The sequence below is a fragment of the Collinsella aerofaciens genome (genome assembly GCF_015555045.1).
Taxonomy (GTDB): Bacteria; Actinomycetota; Coriobacteriia; order Coriobacteriales; family Coriobacteriaceae; genus Collinsella; species Collinsella aerofaciens_W.
In genome coordinates this window covers 196,748-222,775 of sequence record NZ_JADNJQ010000001.1, presented here as the reverse complement: position 1 = coordinate 222,775, position 26,028 = coordinate 196,748, and the positions used below count along the sequence as shown (strand labels likewise).

At 60.0% G+C, this 26,028-nt stretch carries 24 protein-coding genes; 12 read left to right on the top strand and 12 right to left on the bottom strand.

Translation table 11 applies throughout. The annotated features are described in order from the left end of the window. Positions 1–86: 86 nt before the first annotated feature. The 3 genes from I2E45_RS01180 to I2E45_RS01170 all read left to right on the top strand — a co-directional run bounded on the left by I2E45_RS01180 (position 87) and on the right by I2E45_RS01170 (position 3,156). Complete coding sequence (locus I2E45_RS01180; protein ID WP_195443814.1) at positions 87–1,217, top strand: CobW family GTP-binding protein; 1,131 nt, start codon at positions 87–89, stop codon at positions 1,215–1,217. 94 nt (positions 1,218–1,311) lie between these two features. Next, complete coding sequence (locus tag I2E45_RS01175) at positions 1,312–1,911, top strand: tRNA (cytidine(34)-2'-O)-methyltransferase (protein WP_195443812.1); 600 nt, start codon at positions 1,312–1,314, stop codon at positions 1,909–1,911. A gap of 144 nt (positions 1,912–2,055) precedes the next feature. Further along, positions 2,056–3,156, top strand: coding sequence for an ATP-binding protein (locus tag I2E45_RS01170; RefSeq protein WP_271741852.1), 1,101 nt, complete (start codon positions 2,056–2,058; stop codon positions 3,154–3,156). 40 nt (positions 3,157–3,196) lie between these two features. Here I2E45_RS01170 and I2E45_RS01165 read toward each other — a convergent pair whose 3' ends face one another. The 4 genes from I2E45_RS01165 to I2E45_RS01150 form a co-directional block, all read right to left on the bottom strand. Next, complete coding sequence (locus tag I2E45_RS01165; RefSeq protein ID WP_195443870.1) at positions 3,197–5,677, bottom strand: excinuclease ABC subunit UvrA; 2,481 nt, start codon at positions 5,675–5,677, stop codon at positions 3,197–3,199. Between the two features lie 25 nt (positions 5,678–5,702). Continuing rightward, on the bottom strand, positions 5,703–6,821 hold the full coding sequence (locus tag I2E45_RS01160) for an AAA family ATPase (protein WP_195443810.1): 1,119 nt from the start codon (positions 6,819–6,821) through the stop codon (positions 5,703–5,705). Between the two features lie 93 nt (positions 6,822–6,914). Further along, positions 6,915–8,918, bottom strand: coding sequence for a GTP-binding protein (locus I2E45_RS01155; protein ID WP_195443809.1), 2,004 nt, complete (start codon positions 8,916–8,918; stop codon positions 6,915–6,917). Between the two features lie 254 nt (positions 8,919–9,172). Then, a complete protein-coding gene (locus I2E45_RS01150) occupies positions 9,173–9,661 on the bottom strand; it encodes a GNAT family N-acetyltransferase (RefSeq protein WP_195443806.1) in 489 nt (162 codons plus the stop codon). Between the two features lie 77 nt (positions 9,662–9,738). Between I2E45_RS01150 and I2E45_RS01145 the strand changes: the two genes are divergently transcribed. After that, positions 9,739–10,035: a hypothetical protein gene (locus tag I2E45_RS01145; protein WP_055286660.1), complete on the top strand. Its 297-nt coding sequence runs from the start codon at positions 9,739–9,741 to the stop codon at positions 10,033–10,035. A gap of 48 nt (positions 10,036–10,083) precedes the next feature. Here I2E45_RS01145 and I2E45_RS01140 read toward each other — a convergent pair whose 3' ends face one another. Beyond that, positions 10,084–10,788: a class I SAM-dependent methyltransferase gene (locus tag I2E45_RS01140; RefSeq protein ID WP_195443803.1), complete on the bottom strand. Its 705-nt coding sequence runs from the start codon at positions 10,786–10,788 to the stop codon at positions 10,084–10,086. Between the two features lie 434 nt (positions 10,789–11,222). Here I2E45_RS01140 and I2E45_RS01135 point away from each other — a divergent pair, with 434 nt between their 5' ends. After that, positions 11,223–11,624 carry a hypothetical protein gene (locus I2E45_RS01135; RefSeq protein WP_195443800.1) on the top strand — a complete coding sequence of 134 codons (402 nt, stop codon included), beginning with the start codon at positions 11,223–11,225 and terminating at the stop codon, positions 11,622–11,624. Between the two features lie 128 nt (positions 11,625–11,752). On the opposite strand, the gene I2E45_RS01130 is transcribed toward I2E45_RS01135, so the two are convergent. Then, positions 11,753–12,568: a putative RNA methyltransferase gene (locus tag I2E45_RS01130; protein WP_195443798.1), complete on the bottom strand. Its 816-nt coding sequence runs from the start codon at positions 12,566–12,568 to the stop codon at positions 11,753–11,755. A 178-nt stretch (positions 12,569–12,746) separates the two neighbouring features. On the opposite strand from I2E45_RS01130, the gene I2E45_RS01125 reads away from it, so the two are divergent. Then, positions 12,747–14,129 carry an MATE family efflux transporter gene (locus tag I2E45_RS01125; protein WP_195443797.1) on the top strand — a complete coding sequence of 461 codons (1,383 nt, stop codon included), beginning with the start codon at positions 12,747–12,749 and terminating at the stop codon, positions 14,127–14,129. 27 nt (positions 14,130–14,156) lie between these two features. On the opposite strand, the gene I2E45_RS01120 is transcribed toward I2E45_RS01125, so the two are convergent. Next, positions 14,157–15,023 (bottom strand): LysR family transcriptional regulator, encoded by an 867-nt coding sequence (locus I2E45_RS01120; protein WP_195443796.1) that lies wholly within the window; start codon positions 15,021–15,023, stop codon positions 14,157–14,159. 158 nt (positions 15,024–15,181) lie between these two features. Here I2E45_RS01120 and I2E45_RS01115 point away from each other — a divergent pair, with 158 nt between their 5' ends. Next, positions 15,182–16,084 carry a DMT family transporter gene (locus I2E45_RS01115; protein ID WP_195443794.1) on the top strand — a complete coding sequence of 301 codons (903 nt, stop codon included), beginning with the start codon at positions 15,182–15,184 and terminating at the stop codon, positions 16,082–16,084. A gap of 88 nt (positions 16,085–16,172) precedes the next feature. After that, on the top strand, positions 16,173–16,898 hold the full coding sequence (locus I2E45_RS01110; RefSeq protein ID WP_195443792.1) for a uracil-DNA glycosylase: 726 nt from the start codon (positions 16,173–16,175) through the stop codon (positions 16,896–16,898). A 55-nt stretch (positions 16,899–16,953) separates the two neighbouring features. Here the strand turns inward: I2E45_RS01110 and I2E45_RS01105 are convergent, their stop codons facing one another. The 3 genes from I2E45_RS01105 to I2E45_RS01095 all read right to left on the bottom strand — a co-directional run bounded on the left by I2E45_RS01105 (position 16,954) and on the right by I2E45_RS01095 (position 20,136). Next, positions 16,954–17,634 carry an SDR family NAD(P)-dependent oxidoreductase gene (locus I2E45_RS01105; protein ID WP_138111790.1) on the bottom strand — a complete coding sequence of 227 codons (681 nt, stop codon included), beginning with the start codon at positions 17,632–17,634 and terminating at the stop codon, positions 16,954–16,956. 9 nt (positions 17,635–17,643) lie between these two features. After that, the gene (locus tag I2E45_RS01100) at positions 17,644–18,366 is read right to left on the bottom strand and encodes a VUT family protein (protein ID WP_229058757.1); all 723 of its coding nucleotides are present in this window, start codon (positions 18,364–18,366) and stop codon (positions 17,644–17,646) included. Between the two features lie 156 nt (positions 18,367–18,522). Further along, positions 18,523–20,136, bottom strand: a complete 1,614-nt coding sequence (locus tag I2E45_RS01095; protein ID WP_055286676.1) for a peptide chain release factor 3 — start codon at positions 20,134–20,136, stop codon at positions 18,523–18,525. Positions 20,137–20,528: 392 nt separating this feature from the next. Between I2E45_RS01095 and I2E45_RS01090 the strand changes: the two genes are divergently transcribed. The 4 genes from I2E45_RS01090 (at position 20,529) to I2E45_RS10535 (ending at position 23,841) form a co-directional block, all read left to right on the top strand. Continuing rightward, positions 20,529–20,909, top strand: coding sequence for a GntR family transcriptional regulator (locus tag I2E45_RS01090; protein ID WP_195443790.1), 381 nt, complete (start codon positions 20,529–20,531; stop codon positions 20,907–20,909). 23 nt (positions 20,910–20,932) lie between these two features. Then, positions 20,933–21,814, top strand: a complete 882-nt coding sequence (locus tag I2E45_RS01085) for an ABC transporter ATP-binding protein (protein WP_195443787.1) — start codon at positions 20,933–20,935, stop codon at positions 21,812–21,814. After that, entirely contained in the window at positions 21,811–22,509 is a 699-nt protein-coding gene (locus I2E45_RS01080; RefSeq protein WP_195443784.1) for an ABC-2 transporter permease, read from the top strand. The genes I2E45_RS01085 and I2E45_RS01080 overlap by 4 nt, the downstream gene beginning before the upstream one ends. Before the next feature lie 456 nt (positions 22,510–22,965). Next, positions 22,966–23,841 (top strand): EamA family transporter, encoded by an 876-nt coding sequence (locus I2E45_RS10535; protein ID WP_195443781.1) that lies wholly within the window; start codon positions 22,966–22,968, stop codon positions 23,839–23,841. Between the two features lie 15 nt (positions 23,842–23,856). On the opposite strand, the gene I2E45_RS01070 is transcribed toward I2E45_RS10535, so the two are convergent. Both I2E45_RS01070 and I2E45_RS01065 read right to left on the bottom strand, forming a co-directional pair. Then, a complete protein-coding gene (locus I2E45_RS01070; RefSeq protein WP_195443777.1) occupies positions 23,857–24,648 on the bottom strand; it encodes an EFR1 family ferrodoxin in 792 nt (263 codons plus the stop codon). 37 nt (positions 24,649–24,685) lie between these two features. Beyond that, on the bottom strand, positions 24,686–25,975 hold the full coding sequence (locus tag I2E45_RS01065) for a chloride channel protein (protein ID WP_195443775.1): 1,290 nt from the start codon (positions 25,973–25,975) through the stop codon (positions 24,686–24,688). Between the last annotated feature and the right edge of the window lie 53 nt (positions 25,976–26,028).

Sequence of the window (26,028 nt, the reverse complement as noted above, 5' to 3'; positions counted from 1 at the left end):
CCTGTGTTATTTGCCGGCGCGTGGGTATAAGAGCAGGCGTTTGGCATAAGATTCAACTGTAAGCCATGTCTAACAAAGGAGGGCACATGCCCAACAAACCCGTCAAGATCATCATGCTTACCGGATACCTCGGTGCCGGCAAGACCACGCTGCTCAACCACATCCTCGCTAACGACGGCGGCATCCGCGCCGCCGTGATCGTCAACGATATCGGCGAGATCAACGTCGACGCCAGCCTTATCGCCGACGGCGGCCTTTCCGAGACCGATGACCTCATCCCGCTCACCAACGGCTGCATCTGCTGCACGCTTTCGGACGACCTGGCCAACCAGCTGCAGGGCATCGCCGATTCGGGCAACTTCGACTACATCATCATCGAGGCATCGGGTATTTGCGAGCCTATCCCCATCGCCTACACCATCTCGAGCTTCTGCGACGAGGCCAAGGCGGGCGGCGAGCCCAAGCTCGCGCTTGACAACATCGTGGCCGTGGTCGACTGCGCCCGCATGTACGACGAGTTCAACGGCGGTCGCGACCTGCTGGCCGAGGATATCGACGAGGACGACATCGAAAGCCTGCTCATCCAGCAGATCGAGTTCTGCTCCACGCTGATCCTCAACAAGACCGATACCGTGACGCCTGAGCAGATCGCCGAGCTCAAGGCCATCGTGCGCAGCCTGCAGAAGGACGCCGTGATTGTCGAGGCTCAAAACGGCGAGGTCCCCATGGAAGAGCTGCTCGACACCGACCGCTTCGACTTTATGCGCGCCTACAACTCCGCCGCCTGGATCGAGGCCATGGAGCATCCCGAGGAGCACGACGACCCCGAGGTGCTCGAGTACGACATCGAGACCTTTGTATACTCGCGCCGCAAGCCGTTTGACCTGCAGAAGTTCACCGATTTTGTTGAGCAGGAATGGCCCGACGAGGTCATCCGCGTCAAGGGTCCGCTGTGGCAGATCGGCGATCCGGACATGTGCTACATGTTTGAGCAGGCCGGCCACCAGATGCGCCTGATGGAGAACGGCCTGTTCGTTGACTCGGCGCCCGAGGGCGAGAAGCAGAAGATTATCGACGAGAACCCCGAGATCATGCAGATTTGGGACGACGAGACGGGCGACCGCATGACGAGCCTGTGCATCATCGGCCGTCACATGGACAAGGATGCACTCATCGCCTCCCTCGATGCCTGCCTGACCGACTGGCACCGCGCCTAGGTTTATCCAAGCGGACATTTTCCGCCTACGTAACCGCCAAACCACCACGAAGGTGCCCTTCGTGGTGGTTTTTCATTCCGAGCCAAGGAGATTCATGTTCAACATCGTGCTGTATGCGCCCGAGATTCCGGCAAACACGGGTAACATCGGCCGCACCTGCGTGGTCACTGGCGCCTGCCTGCATCTGGTGGAGCCACTGGGCTTTTCGCTCGATGACAAGACGGTGCGTCGCGCCGGCCTGGGCTACTGGCAAAACTTGGACGTGACGACCTATGCCGGCTGGGAGGATTTCCTTGCCCGCAACGGCCTCTCCCCCGCCGACGAGCGCCTGCATCTGCTGACCAAAAAGGCACGCCGCACCTATGCGCAGAGTACCTACCGCGACGGCGACTACTTGGTCTTTGGCAGCGAGAGCTCGGGCATTCCCGAGCCACTGCTCGCCGCGGCGCCCGAGCGCTGCGAGCGCATCCCTATGCTGCGCGATTGCGACTCGCTCGATAACGCCGAGGCTTGGGAAGCCCACGAGGAATCGCTCGGACATACCGAGGACAGCCACGAGGCTATCCTTCAACAGGACATCTGCGGCAACTTCGTCAACCCGGACGACTACCGCATCAGTGCCCTCAACCTCTCCAACAGCGCCGCCATCGTCCTCTACGAAGCCCTGCGCCAAACAGGCTTTCCGGGAATGTGACAAAGGAACTGTCCCTTTGTCACATTCAAGCGCCGCGCCGATGGCGCACACGCCTAATTGATGCTCTAGATAAAGAGCCCTCACTTTTAATCAGAATTAACTAAAGTAAAATGAAGTTAAACGGCGGTGTGAAAGGAGAGCCTTGTGAAATATCTCGAGAACCCGTTTACCCCCAGTTTTGGTGAGGTTCCTGCCCATCTCGCTGGCAGACAACAGATTATTCGGGATTTGGACCGTGCCTTCTTGAGCCAGCGCAGGCGCCCAGAATTGACCTCGATCTTCTCAGGCGCGCGTGGAACCGGTAAAACCGCTCTCATGTCGTCGCTCGCGACAATGGCGGAATCCCACGGCTGGATAGCCGTAAAGACGACCGCGCTCCCGGGAATGCTTGAGGAAATCGAGTTCGGGGCGAAACGTGCTGCCGGCCATCTTATCGACCCGTCTAAGAACTTCGAAGTCACCGGTCTCGGAATTGCACCGCTCGGCAGCATCGAGGTCAATCGCGTTCACGATGCCTCAACCTGGCGTTATCGCATGAGCGACATTATCGACCAGCTCAACGAAGCGGGCACCGGTCTGCTCGTCACGGTTGACGAGGTGGACCCGACACTCGACGAGATGATTCAGCTCGCAGCGACGTATCAGCACTTTGTGACCGATGGGAAACGCGTCGCCCTGCTCATGGCAGGACTTCCCAACAACGTATCGACACTACTGAACCACAAGACGGTCTCGTTCCTTCGCCGCGCCCAACAATATCATCTGGGTCGCATTGCCGACTATGACGTACGCGAGGCCTTGATTCGCACAATCCAGGAAAACGATCGCCTGGCAGATGCTGAGGGAATCGATAGAGCCGTTCGCTCGATCTCTGGTTTTCCCTTCCTATTGCAACTCGTAGGCTACCGTGCCTGGGATCTCACAAGCGATTCGAAGAAAATCTCGTCGCGCGACTTTGACCTGGGAATCAAAATCGCGCGCGACGAGATGGACGATCGAATCCTCGCGGCAACCTATCGGGAACTCACTGCAGAGGACAAGCGATTCCTCGTCGCCATGCTCGATGACGAGGAAGAGTCCACCACCGCTGACCTTGTCGAGCGCCTTAAGCGTTCGCCACAGCAGGTCTCCCGCTACCGACGCCGCATGATAGATGCCGGCATCATTGGGGAGCGAGGACGAGGGCTCGTCGCATTTGAATTGCCATTCTTCCGCGACTATCTCGCGGCTCAATGCGTGAAATAGGCATCAATGAGGCAAAGGGACTGTCCCTTTGCCTCATTGTCTATAGGTAGCGGCCGGTGATGCTTGCGGAGCAGGCCGCGATGTCGCCCGGCGTGCCGGCGCAGACGATTTGCCCGCCCGCGTCGCCACCGCCCGGGCCCATGTCGATCACGTAATCGGCATTGCGGATAAGGTCGAGATCGTGTTCGATCACGATAACCGTGGCGCCCTTGGCAACAAGGCCATCAAACACACTCAGCAACACCTGAACATCGAGCGGATGCAGGCCAATCGTGGGCTCGTCAAATACGAATACGGCATCATCCTGCACGCGACCCATCTCGCTCGCGAGCTTAAGACGTTGAGCCTCGCCGCCCGAGAGCGCCGGCGTGGGCTCACCAAGCGTGAGATAGCCCAAGCCCAGGTCGTGCAAGGTCTGTAAACGCACCTGAACTTTCTTGAGCCCCACCGTGGCATCGAGCGCCTCATCCACACTCATGTCCATGAGCTGCGGCAACGTAAGTAGGTTCCCGTCCTTGCCCTCGCGATGGATAAGCGAGGCCGCGTCTGCATAACGTGAGCCACGGCATGCTGGGCAGACGATCTCGACATCGGGCAAAAACTGCACGTCGAGCGATATCGAGCCCGTGCCGTCACACGTAGGGCAGCGCAAGGCGCCGGTGTTGTAGCTAAAGGCGCCCGCCTTGTAGCCGGCTGCCTTGGCCTCAGGCGTACGGGCGAAGGCGCGGCGCAGCTCATCATGGATGTCGGCATAGGTCGCTACCGTCGAGCGCACGTTGGCGCCGATAGGCGTAGCGTCAATCAGGTTTGCGCGTGCGATACCCTCGGCATCGACCCAGCGCACATGTTTTGGCAGGCGCTCGCCAGCTGCCTGCGCCTTAAGCGCCGGGATAAGCGTCTCGAGCACCAACGTCGTCTTGCCCGAACCCGAAACGCCCGTCACCGCAACGAGACGGCCGCGCGGAATATCGACTTCGAGCGGTTTGACGGTATGGATGGCCTCGGTTGCCATGCGGATGTGGCCCTGATCGAACATTTCGTCGTCAGTCACCTGCGGACGCAAGCGCTTGGACTCTGCACGCAAAAACGGAGCGATGCGGCTGCCCTGCGATTGTTCGACCTCGTCCACCGTGCCAGCGGCAATCACATTACCGCCGCCTGCTCCGGCACCGGGGCCCATCTCGACCAGATAATCAGCTTCCGCCAGTACGCGCGTATCGTGGTCGACAACGACCACGGTGTTGCCGTCATCCACCAGATCGCGCATCACGCCTACCAAGCCGTCGACATTGGCAGGATGCAAGCCGATCGAGGGCTCATCTAGCACATAAAGCACGCCCGTCGATCGATTGCGCACCACGCGGGCGAGCTGCACACGCTGACGCTCGCCCGTAGAGAGCGTGGCACCGGCGCGATCGAGTGAAAGGTAATCGAGACCCAGGTCGACCAGACGACGGGCCGCGCTCAAAAACGAATCGCAGATATCCGTCGCCATGGGCTGCATCTCGGCCGGCAAGGATGCGGGCACCCCGCGCACCCACTCAATCGCCTCGCTCAATGTCATGGCCGCCGCCTGTGCTAGATTGATACCGCATACCTGGGGCTGGCGTGCGGCCTCGGAGAGACGCGTACCGCCACAGTCATGGCATGGCCCCTCGCGCAGAAAGCGCGCAACACGCTTGAGCCCCTTATCGTCCTTGACCTTGGCGAGCGCATTCTCGACGGTATAGACGGCGTTGTAATAGGTGAAGTCGAGCGGCGTGGCGCCCTCGCCGTTTTTGGGAACGTAGAGAATGTGCTTTTTAACCGCCGGGCCGCGGAACACGATGTCGCGCTCTTGAGGCGTGAGCTGGTTAAACGGCACGTCGGTGCGCACGCCCATCTCACCTGCCACCTGCTTCATCAGATCCCACATGAGCGTACCCCAGGGAAGCACCGCGCCCTCGTTGATAGTCTTTGACTCGTCGGGCACCAGGCTCGCTTCGTCCACCTCGCGCATGACACCGGTGCCGCCACAGGTGGGGCATGCACCGCCGCTATTGAAAGCCAAATCCTCGGCACTCGGCGCATAGAACTCGCGACCGCATGTCGAACACGTGAGCGACAGGCCCGCAGCCACGTTAAGGCTCGGCTCCACGCGTGCCCCGCAATGCGGGCACACGTGATGGGCGCAACGGCTAAAGAGCAGACGCAGGCTGTTGTTGAGCTCGGTCATGGTGCCAAAAGTGGACCGCACGCCCGGCACGCTGGGGCGCTGATGCAATGCGAGCGCGGCCGGCACGTGCAGCACCTCGTCCACCTGGGCGTGTTCGGCCTGCGTCAGACGACGGCGGGTATAGGTGCTGAGCGCCTCCAGGTAACGGCGCGAGCCCTCGGCGTAAAGAACGCCCAGTGCCAGCGAGCTCTTACCCGAACCCGACACGCCGGCAATACCCACGAGCTTTCCCAGCGGAATATCGATATCGATGTCCTTGAGGTTGTGTACACGCGCTCCACGCACTTCGATAGCCTGCGGGCTCATCTTCTGTTCTGTCACCTTTATCACCCTACTCGTGCCATAAAATGCGATCGCTAATGTACGCGCCCAGCATGGGCACGGTAAATCGGACGAGGCCGTATCCGGCAGCTTCGATGACGCGCTCGCGAATCAGGCTTGCGCGATATTTACTCGCCCAGCTCTGGGTACGATCGCAGCGCTCAATGATATCCGCCATGCGCGTCGGCTTACCCTCGTCAGCAGCCATGGCCTCGATAAAGAGGCGCTGTGGACTACGCAGTCCGTAATATAGAGGCGCGTCAACCGCCTCGTAGAACTCGGAGACGGCATCCGCATGGCCATCCTCGACATCGCGCCTTTCGATGACCTGCGAGCCACGCCGGACAGCAGACCGCCACATGTAATAGCCCACCAGCTGAACCATATAGGGATGCCCCATGCTTTTGCGCGCCGCAAGGTCCGCCGTCTCCGCGTCAACGTAAAGACCAGCGTCTTTGACCGTCTGGATATACGAATCGCGCACCTTGGGCAAAGATATCGCCCCCAGCGTGCGCTGCTGGGCACGCCGCAAAAACGTCACGCTCGGCTCTTCGAGCAGATCGTCAACCATACTGGGTAAGCCGGCAAAAACAAGCGCAAGGCCGCGCTGGTCGCTATCGGACAAGCCCGTGGCATCCTGGTCTCCGAGCACCTGCTGATAGAGAACGGCAAGAGCCGCCAGCTCCTCGATAGACGCAGATTGAGCCTCGTCAATCGCAAACAGTATGCCCTTGCCTGGACCGAGCTTCTTGAGGCGCTCGTTGACCAGCCCTCGCAACGTCTCGCCCTTTGCTCGCGCCGCCTCGACCGACATCCGCCCAAACGACGGACCGAACTCCATTGACGTCACAACGGGTTTATTCGAGCGAAGCGCGTCGGCCAAGCGGTCGCATAAGCCAAGCGAAGCGGAATCGGAGACAACCGCCCATCCGCGCTCGCTGGCTAGACGTTGCAGCTCCCGCAGGAGAACTGTCTTGCCGCAGCCGCGGTTTCCCGTAATGAGCATGAGCCTGCCCGGCGCTCCGGCGCCGTTATCGAGCCCTTCCTCAAAATCTTCGATGACCGACTCGCGACCGATGAGTATCGGAGGCCGCTTGCCAGCCGTGGGCTTAAAGGGATTTGGATTCATGTCGGCCTCCTCGGATTGGCAAACCCTGGTAATAGTTATACCAACTTATACCGAGTTATACCAATAGCATGTGACAAAGGAACTGTCCCTTTGTCACATGTGGCCGAAAAACTCGGCGTCTGCTGCTCGCCAGGGGCGGAAGGTGGCGGGATCGATCTTTACGTGCGCCGCGGCGGGTACGTCGTACCATTTGACCGTGTAACCGGCGCCGTGAGAGCAAAAGACCGAGTCGGGCGTGTTGGGCAGATCGGCTTCTGGCTCATAGGCGGCCGTCTCGATGACGCGCTCGGCATCATGACAGGGCGCGTGGCCGGCAAACTCTAGGTACAGATGTCCGCGACCACTCGTGTAGGCAGCCACCTCCAGCGCGTAATCCTGCACTTCGGATGCCGGCACGCGACCCACAAGCTTCGCCCGGTCTCCCGCCATCGTCGGCGGCTCGTACTCGGCACCCATACGCGTGGCATCCGAGAGCGCCCGGCCCACGCACTCCCCCGGCACCTCGAGCTCAAAGCGATACCACGGCTCCAACAGTACCGCCGCGCCAGCCTCACGCGCCTGCATGAGCCCCTGGCGAATCGCGCGGTACGTGGCCTGGCGAAAATCGCCGCCCTCGGTGTGTTTGGCATGCGCACGGCCGCCCGTGAGCGTAATGCACACATCGGTGATGGGCGAGCCGGTCAGCGCGCCCAGGTGATCGCGCTCCATGGCGTTGGTGAGTGCCAAACGCTGCCAGTTAAGATCGAGTTCGTCGGTCGAGGTCACGGTGCCAAACTGCACGCCCGAACCCGCTGGCAACGGCTCCAGGCGCAGATGTACCTCGGCATAGTGGCGCAGTGGCTCAAAGTGGCCCACGCCCTCGACCGGCTGCGAAATAGTCTCCTTATAGAGAATGCCGCCGGGCTCAAACTCGACCGCAAGGCCAAAACGATCGGCAAGCACGCGCTGCACGACCTCGAGCTGCACCGCTCCCATGAGCTGCAGATGTATTTGTTCAAGATGCGTATTCCAGCTTACGCCGAGCATGGGATCTTCGTCCGCCAACTCAGTCAACGCTTTGAACACCGTATGGACATCGTGTTCGCCCGGAAGCACCGTATAGGTGAGGACTGGCGCAATGACGGGCGCATCGCCCGCAGGCTCCGCGCCCAGGGCGTCCCCTGGGCGAACGTGCGCAAGACCCGTCACGGCACAAATACCGCCAGCAGCAATTTCTTGGGCAAGCTCATACTTCTCGCCGTTATAGATGCGTACCTGATCGACCTTTTGCTCCCATGCCTCGGCACCGGAACGTCCGTCAATCATCTGCTTGGCATGCAGTGTGCCGCCGGTTACTTTAACCCATGCCAAGCGCTCGCCGCGATCCCCGCGGCTGACACGATAGACGCGCACGGCAAACTCCGGGTGCCATGCCCGGTCGCGCATCAGCGTGCATATGCCATCCAGCAGCTCGTCCACGCCTTGGTCCTTGAGCGCCGAGCCAGCAAAGCAGGGAAAGAGCTTGCGCTCGGCAACCATGCGCGACAGCGTCGCGACGGAAAGCTCACCCGCCTCAAGAAACTCCTCGAGCGCTTCTTCGTCTAACGCGGCAGCGTCCTCCTGAACGGCCCCGCCCGCCAGCAGTTCGCCGGCATCCAGGCAGCCCTCGGAGAGACGTTGCCCAAGTTGTGCCAGCAAAACATCGCGGCCGGGATTCTCCAAATCGATTTTGTTGATGAAGATGAACGTCGGGATGTCATAACGTGCAAGCAGACGCCACAGGGTTTCGGTGTGCCCCTGCACGCCATCGTTGGCGCCCACAACCAAAATCGCGTAGTCGAGCGCTCGCAATGTGCGCTCCGCCTCGGCTGAAAAATCGACATGTCCCGGTGCATCCACGAGCATGACGTGGGTATCGCCGTGGTCGAGCACGGCCTGCGACGAGAAAATCGTGATGCCACGCTCGCGCTCGATCGCGTTAGTGTCCAGATGCGAATCGCCATCGTCCACGCGGCCGCACTTGCGAATGCGGCCCGCGTTGAACAGCATGGCCTCGGCCAGCGTGGTCTTGCCGGCATCGACATGCGCCAAGATTCCAACGACCGCTTGCTTCGACACGGCTCTCCTCTTATTACAAGCCCATCGCACGCGGCAACGGGCGTTCACGCTCCACACTGGATGATACAATTTACGGGCCGGCGGGCGAAGCGGGCCCTATCCCCCGACCGAGCTCATCGCCCCGCGTTGCCGCGCGGCGGTTTTCGTAGGTTCGCGCCTTGCGAAAGCCGGCTTTCAAAACAGTGCAGCGAACGAAAATGGCCCCACCTGAGGCCATTTTCGTTCGCGCGAATTGTTGATACGCGTCCCCGCTCTTATGCCTCGCGCAGCCAGTCAAACGCAACACGCGGTGTGCCGTCCGACACATACACGATGCCGGCGCGCTCAAACCCCGCCTTGATGCTCGCCCCCTGCATGGGCAGGTTGTCCTGATGCGTGTCGATGCGCAGGTGATCGGCACGCTCCTTGGCAAAGGCAAACATCGCAGCCGTGATACCGTGCACGGTGCCGTCGGATGCCACACGGTGCAGCACGGCGTACGGAGTGTCGCTACGCCATTGACCGTCCTCAATTACGTCATAGCACTCGTCCGGGCCCGGTAAAAAGGCAAACGTCGCCACCACGCGGCCGTCGACTTCACACACATAGCTGCCACCGGCGGCGATATCGGCAGCCAGCTGCTCGGCAGAAGGCGTGCCCTCGGGCCACTGCGTGGCGTTGCCATGCGCGCGCATAAAGGCGCGGGCGGCGTCGTAGATAGCCATGACGGCGGGAATGTCGGTATCGAGGGTTTTTCTGATCATCACGCGGCGACCTCACGTTTATTGGTATCACTTTGATTGAGCAATGATACCAGCGTTTGAAGAGGGGCGCGAAGCAGATGGGGAGCAAAAAGCGAGCCGCTTGGTCAAAAGCCAAAAGCGAGTTTTTAGGCGCTGCCACGGGCGGCGATATGAGCGACCTGTTTGCGCGCGAGGATGAGCGCCGCGACGCCCTGGACGCCGAGCGCGATGAAGCCTGGCGCTACAAGTCGTGCGAACGCAAAAACCGTTACGACACGCGTGCCGAGGCCGAGGCAGTCATGGCCGACTGCGAAAACCATGGGCGGCGTGGTTTGGCCTGCTACAAATGCGAATACTGCGGCGGCTGGCACCTGACGTCGCACCCTTGGAAATAGGCACCGCATCGGTACGGCACTGACGGAGTGCCAGCCATCGCACGCAAGCTACGGGCGCGGCGGCACTAAAACATCGTAACGAACTGCCTTGCCCGCAAGTTGATAGCTCGGCTTAACGCCGGCAAGCAGCGGCCCCTTCACCGGCCGCTTGATAACGACCTTGCGCGGATGCACCGCAAGCGCAGCTTCGACCAGCGTCTCCTCATCGGCGCACGGCTGTTCCAGATGATGTAGGAGCTGGAACTTCTTTTTGACCGCCGCACTTTTAGTACGCTCGGGAAACATGGGGTCCAGATACACCACGTCGGGAGCCGCGAGCTCGCCCTGCCCGATCAGCTCAGCTGTATGGCGAAGGCCGGTAATACTGTCCTCGCCCGCATGTAAGCGCATGCGCGCCACGGCTGTCGCAAGCGCCGGATCATCTGCCGCGCGATCCAAAGCATCCTTGAGGAGTGCCGCGATCACGCAATCCTGCTCATACAGATCGACGGTAAAGCCCGCGGCCGCCAACAGCAGCGAATCCTCGCCAAAGCCTGCCGTGGCATCAATCGCCCATGGGCGCTCGATACCTTTTGTGCGCGCAGCCTTTACCAGCAGCTCTTGCTGCAAACGGCCCTGCTTGAGCCGCGGATGCATGCGGGTGAAATCGGCGCGCAGCTCCATCGTGCCGTCGGTGAGCGTGAGTCCCTCGGACTTCCCGGCCAGCTCAAGCCCCGCGGCCCGAGCAACAGAAAAGGGATCGACTACGCCCATGGGTACTCCTTAGCAAGCAAAACGAATACGTGAGCGCCGTTTGTGTCGGCACCCCACCGTCCGCTATTGTCCCACATGCGACATGGCCCACAGCATCCCAATGCAAAGCACCGCCATCAATCCCGTGCACACGGCAGCGATCACGGAATCACTCATGCGCCTTCCCAACGACCGCGGCTCACGCACTTGCCCTGCTCCGTACATCATGGCTTCTCCTTCGGTCCAGCTCTTACCATGGCCCCATCATCGCAGCGCCGCGCATACGCTGCCATCGATTTGACTTACGCCCAGCTTTCTTTTTTGAAAGGTTGGACCGTGCGGGCAAGAGACGCTTTCAAACGCATGCATCGCCGCGTTGAACTACAATGTGCTTCACCATATGTGCAGTACATTGGGTGCGCCAAGTTGGCGTACTCGTATCGAAAGGACCAGCCATGAGCTTCACTCGCAAGACTCTCAAAATCCTTGCTCTCATCTACTTTGTTTTGGGCATCGCCAGCCTCGTCACCGCCGGCGTCGGTATCGCCACGGGCGGTCTCGATTCCACGTACGGTTCGTACGCCACGCTCGCAGCGGTCGTGCTTATCGCCAAGGGTCTCGTCGACCTTGCCGCAGGCGTCACCGGTATCAAGGGCGCCAACAAGCCTTCGCAGGTGGGCGGCGCGTTTAAGCTCGGTATTGTTGCCGCGGTCGCCACGCTTGCCCAAGCGGCGCTCACGCTTCCCGCGTTTGGCGGCGATGCCATCAACTTTGGCGCCTTTGTCATCGTGGTGTACGACCTGTTCTTTGTTCAGCAGGCACACGCCGTTAAGGCCGAGAACAAGGACCGCCTATAAGCGCTCGCTTCTCATAACCTCTGCAGCCAAGCAACTAAAAAGGGCCGATCGCGCATCTCCGCGGTCGGCCCTTTACGTTTGCCCAGATAAAACCTACCAAAATAAACCTGTCCCTTTTTGGCAGGTTGTTAGCTGTGGCGGTACTCGGCGATGATGAAGTCGATGTCAGTCTGAAGGGTATCGAGGTTTGCCAGGCGTTCTTTGTCGGAAGGGCGCGTACGGTAGTAGTACGGCGTCATCTGGAACACTGCCTCGATGTCGGCCTGGGTCTGAAGCGTAATATTCGCAGACACCCGCTGCATTCCGACTAACTCGAGCTCGGTGGTCTTCGGCAGCTTCTCATCGTTAAGGTACGGCGTGTCGTAGAGCACCTCCTTAAGCCCAAAGAGATGACGGGCGCCCGGCACCACGGTGTAGAGCGAGCCCTCTGGCGCCAGCACGCGGGCAAATTCGCGCTCGTTAAAGGGAGCAAAGAGCTCGGTCACCATATCGAAGGCGCCATCGGCCACGGGGATATCCTTCATGTTGGCTACGAAATAGGCTGCATCGCCGCGCTTGGCGGCCAGGCGAACCATCTCTTTGCCCAAGTCGAAACCGTAAGCATCCACGCCCGGCACCGCGCCCATGGCGCTGGTGTAGTAGCCCTCGCCACAGCAAATATCGAGCAACGTCATGGGGCCGTTCGTAGACGCGGCGCGCCCAGACACCTGCTTGCGCACCAGCTCAACCATCGCATCGCGCAACGGCGCATAGTATCCACGGTTCAGAAAGTCACGACGGCTGCGTGCCTGCGACTTGGGATCGCCCATGGAGTCGCCGCTCTTGGACGAACGTAGTAGATATAGATAGCCCTCGCGAGCTCGGTCAAACCGGTGTCCGCCCGCACATGCAGCACCACGCTCGTCGTCCACCAACGGCTCATGGCAAACGGGACACAACAACATGGCAACTCCTTAGCGCGAACAACACAACGCCCACCATTGTCGCACGCCTTCCCCGCCTAGTCATTGGGGACGTTCTTGAATGACTAATCGTTTTAGAACGTCCCCAATGACTAGTCGATTAGGAGTATCATCGTCTGCGCAAATAAGCACGAAATAGCATGTTAGAGATTGAGAGCGTATGGCTGACACCGTATCTAAGCACATTGACATGACCACCGGCTCGCTGTGGCGCAATATTCCCCTGTTCGCCTTCCCCGTGGCCGCCACGAGCATCTTGGAGCAGCTGTCGAACCTCATCGCCACGGTCATCATCGGTAACTTCTCGGGCGACCAGGGAACCCTCGCCATGGCGGCAGTCGGCTCCAATGTTCCGCTTACCAGTCTTATGCTCAACCTGTTTATTGGCATGTCGCTTGGCTCCAACGTGGTCATCGCCAACGCTATCGGCCGCAACGATCAGAACATGGTCAAACGCGCCGTCCATACCTCGATTTTAATGGCACTCGTGGGCTTTGTCGTCATCGCGCTGGGCGAGATCTTTGCCGAGCCCATGCTCGCCGCGCTCAACGTTCCCGCCGAGACCATGCCGCTCGCCTCACTCTATCTACGCGTCTTTTTGCTGAGCATGCCCTCGATCTTGCTCTACAACTTTGAGGCCGCGATCTTCCGCTCCGTCGGCATCACCCGCATGCCGCTGCAGGCGCTTGCCGTGTCCACCGTCCTCAACATTGGCCTGGATCTCATCTTTGTCCCTGTGCTCCACTGGGGTGTCGCGGGCGTCGCCATCGCCACCGCCATCGCCTACACCGTCAGCGCCGCTACGCTCTTTGTCCGCCTGCTCAAGACCGACTCCGTCGTCCGTGTCACCCCGCGCGACTTGGCTATCGACCCCGTCGCCCTCAAGCGCATCGTCAAGATCGGCCTGCCCGCCGGCATCCAGAGCGCCGTCTTTGCCGTCGCCAACATCATCATCCAGTCTGCCATCAACAGCCTGGGAACCGAGGTCATGGCAGCATCGAGCGCCGCCATGAGCCTGGAGTACGTGTGCTACAACCTGCTCAACAGCTTTAGCCAGGCGTGCACCACCTTTGTGGGACAAAATCACGGCGCTCGCCAGATCGACCGCTGCACCAAGACGCTCAAGGTCTGCCTGGTCGAAGGCGGTATCGTTGCACTCACCACGATCATCGTTATTGTCAGCCTGGGGCGCGAGATCCTGTCGCTGTTCAACAGCGATCCCAACATCGTCTCGATCGGCTATATCCGCGTGTGTTCGATCTTCCCGGCGTACGCCTTTAGCATGTTCTACGAAAACATGTCCGGCTACCTGCGCGGCTTTGGTATCTCGCTCATGCCCGCTCTCATCACCATGATTTGCGTCTGCGGCATTCGCTTCTACTGGGTGTTCTGCGTGTTCCCGCACTTCCGCACCTTTGCGAACATCATGATGGTCTACCCCATCAGCTTGGGCACCACGGCGTTCTTCATGGTCGTGGCGGTACTACTCTGCCACCCGGCACGCACCTATCGCGCCACCCAAGCCAAAGCGACAGCCCGCTAAACACCGCACCCAACGCCACGCCAGTCATTAATTGACAATATGCGAGCTCATATAGTCGATAAAGCGCCTCGTGGCGATAGGCATGGTATCCCAGCTGCGCCAGGCGGCCACCACGTCGCGCGAGGGGGCATGCACGATGGGCCGCACACGAATATCGGCTCGCATGCCCTCCACAGTACGCCGGTAGAGCATGCTCACGCCTAGGCCCTCCTCCACCATTGCCATGATGGTGTAGTCGTCGGTCACCTCACTCGTCACGTGCGGCGACAGTCCATGCGTTGCGAATGCATCGAGCACCAGACTCTGTTCGCCCTCATCCAGCAGCACAAACGGCTCGGACGCCAGGTCGGCAAGTGTCACCTTTTCCTTTGCCGTCAGCGGATGCTCGGCCGGCAACAATGCTACCAACTCGTCGTGATAGACCACGCGCTTCTCGAGCCCAGCGGTAAACCCACGTGCCGTAAAGCAAAAATCAACCACGCCATCGTGCACCCACTGGGCGTTGCGCGTGTAATCGCCCTGCTTGAGGGTAAAGCGTACGCCCGGGTGCAGAGCTCCAAAGTCGCGAATCACGCGCGGCAGCACGGTTCGACTCACGTTGGTAAACGTCGCGATGCGAATATCAGTCGACGAAAGCCCCAGCAGTTCCTGGCGCTTGCCCTCAAGCTCGGCCTCGGCAGTCACGATCTGGCGCAGGTACGGCAGATATTGTTTACCGTCGCGCGTAAGCGACACGCCCTGCTTACCCCGCTCGATAATCGTAGTGCCCAGCTCGCGCTCGAGTGCCTTGACGGCCTGGCTCACCGCACTTTGCGTATAGCCCAGCTCATCGGCCGCACGTTTCAGACTGCCGCGATCGACCACCATACAAACAATCTGATACCGCGATGCCATCGTGCCTCCACATCGGTGTAGCTGTAAAACGTTTTGTCAGGGCTTTTCCCACCAACATTAGCATTTCTTAATCATACTGAAGATACATTCGCTTTACTACATCCACATCTGGGAGCAGAATCCTTTTTGCGAAACCGTTCTGTAACAAAAGGAGTCCCATGGATCGCAAAAAAGCAATCGCGCTCTCATTTTCCGTTCCCGTCGCATGGGGCTTTTCGTATCCCCTCATGAAGATCGGTATGGACAGCATGAACGCCACGAGCATCGTCGCGCTACGCTGCATCATCGCCTTTGTGGTCTGCCTGCTGCTCTTCCACAAGTGCGCGTTCCGTATCAACCGCGACCTTATGGTCCGTGCCGCCATCATCGGCGCCATCATGGCAACCGAGCTCACCTGCATGTGCCTGGGCTCCAGCCTCACCTCTGCCTCCACTGCCGGCTTTTTGCAGAGCCTGACGGTCGTGATCGTGCCGTTTGCCAACGCCGCCCTGCTGCGCCGCGCCCCCGAGCGCAAAGCGCTCGTCGGCACCGCCATCGTCACCTGCGGTATGTTGCTGCTCTCGGGCGCCGACTTCACCAGCCTGAACCCGGGCGCGCTCATCATGCTGCTCTCCGCTTTTGTCTATGCCGGCCATATCATTGTGGCGAAGCGCTTTGTCGAAGAAGTCGATCCGCTGTCCCTGGGCGTTTGGCAGCTGGGCTTCGGCGGCCTGTTCTCGGGCATTGCCGCATGCGTCTTTGGCGGTTTCACACTTCCCAGTACGCCCAGCGAGATCGTGGTTGTTGTCGCGCTCGCACTCATTTGCTCTGCCTACGGCTTTATCACCCAGACGCTCGTGCAGCCCCACGTGCCCGCCGAGACCACCGGCTTCGCCTTCTCGCTCGAGCCGGTCTGCTCCGCTGTCTTCTCGTTCTTCTTGGTCGGCGAGGTCCTGAGCCCCATCGCCTTCTTTGGCGCCGCCCTCATCCTCACCGGCGTCATGGTAGCAACCGTCGAGCTTCCGCGCCTCCGTGCACATGGACAGGCTCGCATGGCAGGAGCGCCCGAGCGCGTCTCGTAGACCCCGCTCCTTATACAGCCGCGGCATAAAGGCAACCGGTGCGCCTTTACAATAGATGCCAACAGAGCATCTGACGTAAAGGAGCCCCATGGACGCCGCGACCCGCGACCGCAACATAGCAACTTGGTTGGGCGATGCGCCGCAGCCGGTACGTGACACTACGAACCAGCTGCTCGAGCGCATCGCCCTTTTGCGTGCCGAGCAGACCATCTACCCGGCACAAGACGACATCCTCAATGCCCTCGCCTATACGCCGGCCGACCAGGTCAAGGTTGTCATCCTGGGTCAAGACCCCTATCACGGGCCCAACCAGGCCATGGGGCTGTCGTTCTCGGTCCCTGCGACGCAAACCAAGTTGCCGCCGAGCCTGCGCAACATCTATAAGGAGCTCAAAGCCGATCTGGGTTGCCCCATTCCCGCCACGGGAGACCTAACCCCATGGGCACAACAGGGCGTCCTGCTCCTCAACACCACGCTCACCGTGCGCGAGCATGCCGCGAACTCGCACGCCAAGCTGGGCTGGAGCGCGCTCACCGACTACGTTATCGAATGCTGCTGCCAGCTGCCCCAGCCGGTAGTCTTTTTGGCATGGGGCCGCTTTGCCCAGCAGATGGTCGAAGGCAAGCTCGCCGCGACCGGCGCGGGCAAGGCAACCGGCAAGTTCTGCCTGGCCTCCACGCACCCCTCGCCGCTTTCGGCCAACCGTGCCACGGCAGAACTCCCCGCTTTTATGGGATCGCGCCCCTTCTCGGCAGCCAATCGGCTACTCGAGCAGCACGGCTCGACCCCCGTCAACTGGACTTGCCTCGGCTAAAAATCGATACATCAAAAACGCGCCCGACGGCAATCTTGCCATCGGGCGCGTTTTGTTACTCGGGCCAGATAAACTGGGTGCGGCCGGCCTCGCCACCATCGATCAGCAGACTCTGTCCGGTCATAAACCGGTTGGTCACGCCCACAAAGTAGATCCACTCGGCGATTTCTTGGGCGGTGGCCCAGCGCTTAAGCGGCGTGAGCTCCATAATCTGGTTCCACAGGTGTTCGTCTTCCATCACGCAACGGTTGAGCGGCGTGATAACGCCACCCGGGTCCACACTGTTGGCGATGGCCTGCGGCGCCAGGCGGTTTGCAAGGTTCTTGGTGTAGGCGATAACGCCGCCCTTGCTGGCAGCATAGGCGGGAAACTCCGATCCCGTATGTCCGCTCGCCGACCCCACATTGACCACGGATTCGATAGCCGGCGCCGGCTTGGCGGCAAGCCCCTCCCCCACAAAGGCGTAGCGCTCGGTCACGTTGATGGTGCCACACAGGTTGGCGGCGATGTCGTCAGCCGAATCCTGCACACCGGCAACGTTCACGATTACCTGGGGTTCAAGGTCGTCCGGAAACGCGTCCGGCTTGCGGACATCAACGATCAGATGGCGGTAGCGCTCGTGTTCGATCGCCGCCGGCAGCAGATCAAAGCCCACGACCTCGTGGCCCTCGTCCAAAAAGCGCTGCACGCACGCGGCTCCGATACCGCCCGAAGCGCCCGTGATCAAAACCCGCATACTTGCTCCTTAGGCGGTTGCGTGGCGCTCGAGGTACTCGGCGCCCACGTTCTCGCGCTCCCAGCCGCGCACGACCTTGTAGCCCACGGGGCTCAGGAAGACCTCGCACAGCAGCTCGGCGACGGCACCCGTCAGCGAGCACATAAGGACCTGTACCCAGGTCCAACCAAAGAACGTGTGGCTTACCACAATGGCAAAGACCAGGTTGTCGATAAACTGGCCAACGCCCGTGGACACATAAGAGCGGAAGGCAAAGCTCGCAAAGTTATTCTTTTTGAGCATACGGCCGAGCGACTGGTTGAGCGTGGAGTTAACCACGGCAGAAACGAGCATTGCCAGCGAAGAGCCCAGCACCACGTACCAGGTGCCGCCGATGGTGGCATTAAGGGCATTGTTGACCTCGATCATGCCCGTATCGTAGTACGCGCCCCACATGCCGGGCGTGAGCGAGCACGCCCAAAAGCACAGGCTCACGGCAAGGTTGACCAGCAGCGCGAGGATAGAGATTTTGATGGATGCCTTGGCGCCAAAGCGCTTGCAGATCATGTCCTGGCACAAAAACGAAACCCAGCTCACCACAAAGCCGCAATCGAGTGCCAGATACGGCAGGCTGATGAGCTCTTTGTTGGCCAGCAGGTTCATCATGATGACGCTCACGAAAAACAGCGAAACCGTTGCCGCGGGAATGCTCCGCAACAGGACCTTGTAGTCCTCCATGACCTTCTTGATCATTATGTACTCCTTTGGTTTTAGGTTTAACGAGCAGGATATCGGACCCGAACTGCTCGGACGCCCCGGTCTTGAGACGACGGTGGGTATGATAGCCGCTCACACGGCATCAGGCAAGCAAACGGCGCGGCAGCCCCGCAGGACCACCGCGCCGATGCGTTAAAAGGCTACGTTGCCAAACTCCGACAGGATAAGGTCGGGGTTGTGGTCGGTTGCCCAATCCACGTTCCACGGGCTCGTGAACAGCAGCAGCTTGCCGCCGCGCATGTCCTCGACGCGCAGCGTGTCGCGCGTGAGCGAAAGGCCCGGAATATCGATGGTGTCGGGGTCGTTCTGGATCCAGCGGATGTCCGTATAGGGCAGCGGCTGGCGACGAACCTCAACACGGTACTCGGCCTTGAGACGGCGCTCGAGTACCTCAAACTGCAGCACGCCGACCACGCCCACGATGACGCTCTCCATGCCGGCACCCAGCTCGCGGAAGATCTGAATGGCGCCCTCCTGGGCAAGCTCCTCCATGCCCTTGACGAACTGCTTGCGCTTGAGCGTGTCGACCTGTGTAATGCGAGCGAACATCTCGGGGGCAAACGTCGGGATCTGCGGATACTGCACGTGGCGCTTGCCGGAGCACACGGTGTCACCGATGCTAAAGATACCCGGGTCGAACAGGCCCACGATATCGCCCGCGTACGCCTCGTCCACGATGGCGCGGTCATCGGCCATCATCGAGGTGCCCGTGGCAAGCTTAAGTTTGCGGTTGCCCTGCACGTGGAAGGCATCCATGCCGCGCTCGAACTTGCCCGAGCAAATGCGCACAAAGGCGATACGGTCGCGGTGGTTCTTGTCCATGTTGGCCTGGATCTTAAACACAAAGCCGCTAAAGTCGTCGCGGCAGGGATCGACCGGTTCACTGGTGAGCGTATCGGTATAGGCGCGCGGCGTCGGGGCCAGACGCAGGAACTCCTTGAGGAAGGGCTCCACGCCAAAGTTGGTGAGCGCCGAGCCAAAGAACGCCGGGCTCAGCTTGCCGCAGGCTACGGCATCCAAGTCGAGCTCGTCGCCGGCGCCATCGAGCAGCTCGATGTCGTCCATCAGGTTCTTATGGTTCTCCTCGCCGATAAGCTCGTCCATGGAAGGATCGCCCAGCTCGGCCTCGACCTCGGCGACCTTCTTGGTGGCGTTGGCGTGGCCGTCGCCCTCAAAGGCGATAACGCGACGGGTCTGACGATCGAACACGCCGCGGAAGTTGCGCCCGCTGCCGATCGGCCAGTTCATGGGATACGTATTGATACCCAGGACGTTCTCGATCTCTTCCATGAGCTCAAACGGATCGCGAGCCTCGTGGTCGAGCTTGTTCACAAAGGTGAAGATGGGAATGTGACGCAGCGTGCAGACCTTAAAGAGCTTTTTGGTCTGGGCCTCGACGCCCTTGGCGCCGTCGATGACCATGACCGCGGCGTCGGCGGCCATAAGGGTACGGTAGGTATCCTCCGAGAAGTCCTGGTGGCCGGGGGTATCGAGGATGTTGACGCAGGCGCCGTTGTAGGTGAACTGCAGAACCGAGGAGGTAACGGAAATACCGCGCTCCTTCTCGATGTCCATCCAGTCCGAGACGGCATGCTTAGCCGAGCTCTTGCCCTTGACCGATCCGGCGGTCTGAATGCTGCCGGTATAGAGCAGCAGCTTCTCGGTAAGCGTGGTCTTACCGGCGTCCGGGTGGCTGATGATCGCGAATGTGCGGCGCGACGAGATTTCATCCGACAGGCTTGCCATGCGGATCCTTTCTTGCATTGAGTGCATTACGTCGTTGTAACCGCCCTATTGTAGCCGCGAAATGCCGTTACAGGGCGCCTATCAGGACAAATTCATCAGTTGGGGTCTAGGGTAGCAGTCGATAGCGGCACTCCGCAGCAGTTTGTCTCGATCTGTAACATCTAGCAGCCAAAATCTTCTCCAGTTGTTACAGATCGAGACAACCAGGTGGGGCCCGCCAGCAAAATCTCAATCTGTAACAGGTAGCCGTCCAAATCGGTTCCAGATGTTACAGATTGAGATGAATGAACGAGTGGACAATCCCTATTTGCCTCTTGCGTAACTGTGCATAGTGTATATATACTGTGCTTACCGGTTATATACACGTGTAGTTCAACAGCTAAGGAGTCGCTGTGGACATCATCCTATCCAATTCGAGCGATAAGCCCATCTACGAGCAAATAGCCTCGCAGGTCAAAGCTCAGATCCTTTCGGGCGCACCTACTGCGGGAGCCAAACTCCCCAGCATCCGTGCGCTCGCGAGCGATCTTGGCGTGAGCGTCATAACCACCAAGCGCGCCTACGCCGACCTGGAGCAGCTCGGTTTTATCTGCACCGTGCAGGGCAAGGGCTGCTTTGTCGCCGAGGGCAACCAGGAGCTCTTGCGCGAAAACCAGCTCTGCCATATCGAAGAGTTGCTTGCGAAAGCGGCGAGCCAAGCCGAAACCCTGGGCGTCACGCGCGACAAACTGCACGAGATGCTCGACCTGGTAGCCCCCGAAACCATGCAGTAGCCATCTGCAAGAAAGGCTATACCATGCAAAACTTGCTAGAACTCAAAGGCATCTCACGCCGTGTGAGCGACCGTTTTTCGCTGCGTGATGTCACGCTCGCTGTGGAGCCCGGCCAGATTGTCGGCTTTGTGGGTGCCAACGGTGCCGGCAAAACAACGACGATTCGAGCCGCGCTTGGGCTTATCAAACTCGATGCCGGCGAAGTGCACCTGTTTGGGCAGCACTGTGGCGCCGACGCGCCCGATGAAGCGCAGCGCTGCTTGCACACTCGTGTCGGCCTCGTGCTGGACACATGCCCCTTCCCTTCCACACTCAAGGTGACCGAAGTTGAGGCACTCGTAAGCCCGGCGTACCCCGCCTGGAGCCATGGCACCTTCGCCGACCTCCTCAGCCAATTTGGCCTCGATCCCAAGGCAAAGGTCAAGGACCTTTCCCGCGGCATGGGCATGAAGCTGCAGCTTGCCTGCGCGCTCAGCCACCAGGCCAAGCTGCTCGTTTTGGACGAAGCCACCGCGGGGCTTGATCCCATGGCACGCGAGGAGCTGCTTGATGAGCTGCTTGCCTTTGTCGCCGACGGCCAGCACAGCGTGTTACTCTCGAGCCACATTACGTCTGACCTCGATCGCGCCGCCGACCGCGTCATCTGCATCGATAACGGCTCGATTATTTTTGACCTGCCGCGCGAGGACATTACCGACCGCGCCGGCATCGCCCACTGCACCCAAGCACAGGCCGCCGAGCTTATGGCTTGCGTCGAAGGCGCCCGTGCCGTCCACCACGCCTATAGCGTGGACGTGCTCGTGCCCAACCGTTGCGAAACGCTCGAGGCCTTCCCCGAGATTCCCTGCGATCGGGCAACCATTGATGACTATCTGCGCCTCATGCTGAAAGGGGCTTCGAAATGAAACGCGCCTTTATGTCCGAGCTCGCCATCGCTCGCTCGCTTATCCCGAGTATTGCGGGCGTCGGCTTGTTCATCTTCGTTGTGCTGACGCTCGCCAACGCGTCGGATGGCGATTCCGGTATGAGCGCCGGCGCCTGCGCCGTCAGCGCCATGTCGCCCATCATAGTCATGAACTCACTGGCCGGTTTCGACAATCAAAACGGTTGGGAGCGCTACCGGGCAACGCTGCCCTTCTCGCGCAAAGACATCATCTGCGCACGCTACCTGAGTGTTATTGTCTTCTCCGCCGTCATGGCATGTGCAGCTACGCTTTTGAGTATCGTCGCCATCCCGCTCTTCAACGGCACGGGCATTCCTTCGACAGGACAAACCGTCTTTGAGATCGCAATAGCCTCGGCAGCCTCGATGCTCATCTCCCTCATGATGGTGTTCTTGGCGCAGCCGCTGTTCTTTCGCTTTGGACACATGGAGGCGCTGCGCCTATCCGTCGGCCTGTTTGCCCTGCTCTGGTGCCTTGCCATTGCCGCGTTGAGCTCCTCCAACCCCATCAGCAACTGGCTCATGTCGATTGCCGGGGCGAATCCCGATCCCACCGTCCTTGGCTGTCTGTGTGCAGGAACTGCAGTACTGGCGCTCGCACTATGTGCAATCAGCTGCGCTGTCAGCACCAAGGTTTATCGAGTACGCGATCTGTAAACGACAGCTAAAAAAGCTTAGGTGGTAGGTGGTACCCCGCGTTTTTTTTCAATGAAACAAGGCGGCATAGCGTCACCACCGCCCCTCACAGCAGGCCGTCTAGTTCTTGGCAACCAAAAAGACACCGTCAGCATATCGAAGGTGAATACTTTTCCGAGAAGTGAACGAGTAAAAACAGCGCCCTGTAGCATCGACATTTTTAAGGACTCAATTCCTGCGGTTTTGTCTAAGAATCCTGCAGTTTTGTTCGAAAAAAGTGTGCATGTTCCAGGGGTCCAGATTTACTCGTTCACTTCGCGGAAAACCATTCACCTTCGATTCGAGCCTTAACCAAATGCCCTCTCGAACTATGGCCCCTGTCTCACCACAGCGATATCAAAGCTTCATGGCGGGACGGTATCATCGGACGAGCGCCGTAAATCTGGCGCGGTCGTTCTTTGGGGAGGCATTTCACCCGTGTCGTGGGTCGCAGCAGCATTTGTGTCAGCTTTCTTTGCCGGCGTCACATCTGTCCTGGCCAAATGCGGCATCAAGCAGACTGACTCCGATATCGCGACGGCCATTCGCACCTGCGTGGTGCTCGTTTTCGCCTGGGCAATGGCGGGCATTTCTGGATCCATTGGAACCATCGGCAGCATCGAACCCAGATCTTGGCTCTTTCTCGTCCTCTCGGGACTCGCTACCGGTGCTTCGTGGATCTGTTACTTTAAGGCGTTGGGCATCGGAGACGTCAATAAGGTCGTACCGGTCGACAAGATGAGCACCGTACTCGCCGCACTGATCGCCATCGTGCTTTTTGGCGAGACGGGCAACCTTGCGGTTAAGCTCGTGGGAACCGCTGTCATCACCCTCGGCACGTTTTTAATGATCGAGAAGAAGCAGTCTGCCGGACCCGAGCAGCAGCAAGACCGGACCTGGCTCGCTTACGCCCTCGGCGCCGCCGTGTTCGCGGCGCTCACGTCCATCCTTGCCAAGGCTGGCATCGAAGGCGTCGAATCCAACCTGGCCACGGCAATCCGTACCTGTGTGGTACTGGTTATGGCATGGGCGATCGTGGCAGCCAAGGGAAAACTGGATCAGGTCGCGCACGCTGACCGGCGCGAGCTCACATTTCTCGCAACATCGGGCATCGCGACCGGAGCATCGTGGCTGCTCTATTACTACGCCATCGCCACAGGCCAGGTAAGCGTCGTGGTGCAGATCGACAAACTATCGATTGTCGTATCGGTACTATTTGCGCGCCTGGCATTCAACGAAAAACTCTCACGACGCAGCGCCATCGGTCTCGCCCTCATCGTCCTGGGCACTGCAGCGCTCGCAGTTTGGAAGTAGCGCGGCCAGCAGCCGCTACATCCTCACACCTGGTTTGGGATGCCTGTACTGACCGTGGGATGCCGTGCGCTTACCGTGCGAGATGGCAAATTTGGGACAACAGTGCAGGCAACGAAGGCAGGCGGCGCACTCCGGCTTTGTCCAGACGGGAAGGCCGTCGCGCATCTCAATCGCCGCCATGGGGCAGCGCTTGGCACACAGACCGCAGCCGATGCAGCGATCGGCATCGACGGCAAACTTGCTCGTCTGTTGCATGCGCGGCAGCCCAATTGCGTGATACGCGCACGATGCAAACAAAGGCACGCGATGGCGCATCATGTTGCCCGTGCGGCGTGCCCGCACCGCCTCGATCACGGCATCAATCTGCGCCTCGGCAGCTCTATTGATACCCTCAACCTTTTGAGGGTCAGACAGGTCGAAAACAGGCGTCCAGGTATCGGGCATCTTGACGCTCATCGCCGCATCTAACTCGAGCCTACGCTCGTGTAGCAGATCGCGGGCAAACTTGGCCGATTGGCCGGTCGTCGAACCGTACGTCGAAACATAGAACGTATAGGGCTGCTTGCCACCGTTCGCATCGGCGCCATCCGACAGGTCGGCAGTCTTCAAAAACTCGATCATCGGCGTCGGCAGACCCCAGGCATACACCGGAGCAACAAATCCCAGTTGGCAGGGACCTTCCGCCAAGGCAAGGCGAAAGGCCTCGGCATCAAAACGCTCAATCGACATAACCCTGTCGTCCGTCGCCGCCGCAATGCGACGCGCCACATGTTCGCTGTTCCCCGTCGCGCTAAAGTACAGGATCATCTCGTACCCCTCTGGAGTTGACTCACGATTAACCGCGCTACTTGCGCAGCGGCTTGGGCAGTGGAATACCGGCGGCGATAACGGCGGCGATGATCATGCAGACGATACCCTTGAGTGGGAAGCACATGAGCAGCAGGCCCACGACCATGACCGGCTGACGCATGACCGCACCCATCGTCGATGCCGTGCAGACGGCGACGCAAAAGACCGGATCTGCGCCGGTGAGGATGGCAAGGCCATAGCCCAGGCTTACGCCCGAGAAGATAACCGGGAAGAAGTGGCCGCCGCGCCAACCAAGGTTGATGAGGGCAGGCGTCAGCATGGCCTTAACAAGACCGGTCGCAATAAGTACGCCGGCGGGAATGGTCAGATAGGTTTCCATGAGCACGTCGGCCTGGGTCTCGCCGGCAAACATGGTGTAGGGCAGGACCGTGCCGCAGATGGCGAGCGCCAAACCGGCTAGCATGGCCTTGACGACAGGACACTCCCCTATGGCATGGGCAAGCGCTTCGCTCGCGTGCTCAGAGACAAAGTACAGCCAGCCGCAGATTGTTCCGATCAGCGACAGAGGAATGAGCCAGGTAAGCTCCAGATTGCCTACCTCGGCGGCGTCGAACCTGGGCATGCCCATGCCGCCGCCCACAAGCTGGCCAAGCAGCAGGTAGGTACCCAGACCGCCGGCAATCGCAATACCGTAGACCACCGTCTTTTGCGCCTTGGGCAGCTTGATGGTGATCTCGCCGGACGCGGAGCCCTCGTCGCCGTCGGCACTACCGGCAAGCGGCGCCACAAAGCCAAAGACGGGCGCGGTAAAGAGCGCCGTCAGGGCAGCCTGGGTACCCAGCAGCGTGAGCTCCCTAAACTCGGCGCCAAAGCGACGCATACGGTCGCCGACCCAGCTGCACAGACCCGCGATAACACCGGTCAGGCCGGCCTCCGGTCCAATGCTTCCGCCAAACAGCAGCGGCAGCAATGCCGCGAGCGAAAGCTTGCCCAGGTTGTCGTACGGGTAGCGCCCGTCTTGCTTAACCTTAGCCATCACCTGGTTGAGGTCATCGGTCTTGGTGCCTGTCATCTTTTCGTACAGACCGATTAACAGACCGCCCAGCAGGCAGACGAAAAACGGGTACGGCAAAAAGCCAAACGGGCCGCTGGCAAGCTCGGGCGAAGCGACGCCCAGCGCGTGCGGAATCTCGGTCCATAGATAGTCGATACCGTGCTCCATCGCAAAAAAGAACAGCCAGACCGCGGCACCTGCGAACGCACCGGTCACGGCAACGCTAAGTAAAAACAGCGCGCGGTTTGTGGGTTTGGCAAGGTTATCCATCGGGTCCTCCCGCGGTCAAAGTCGACATAGTTATGTTTTATTGTAGAGCGAGC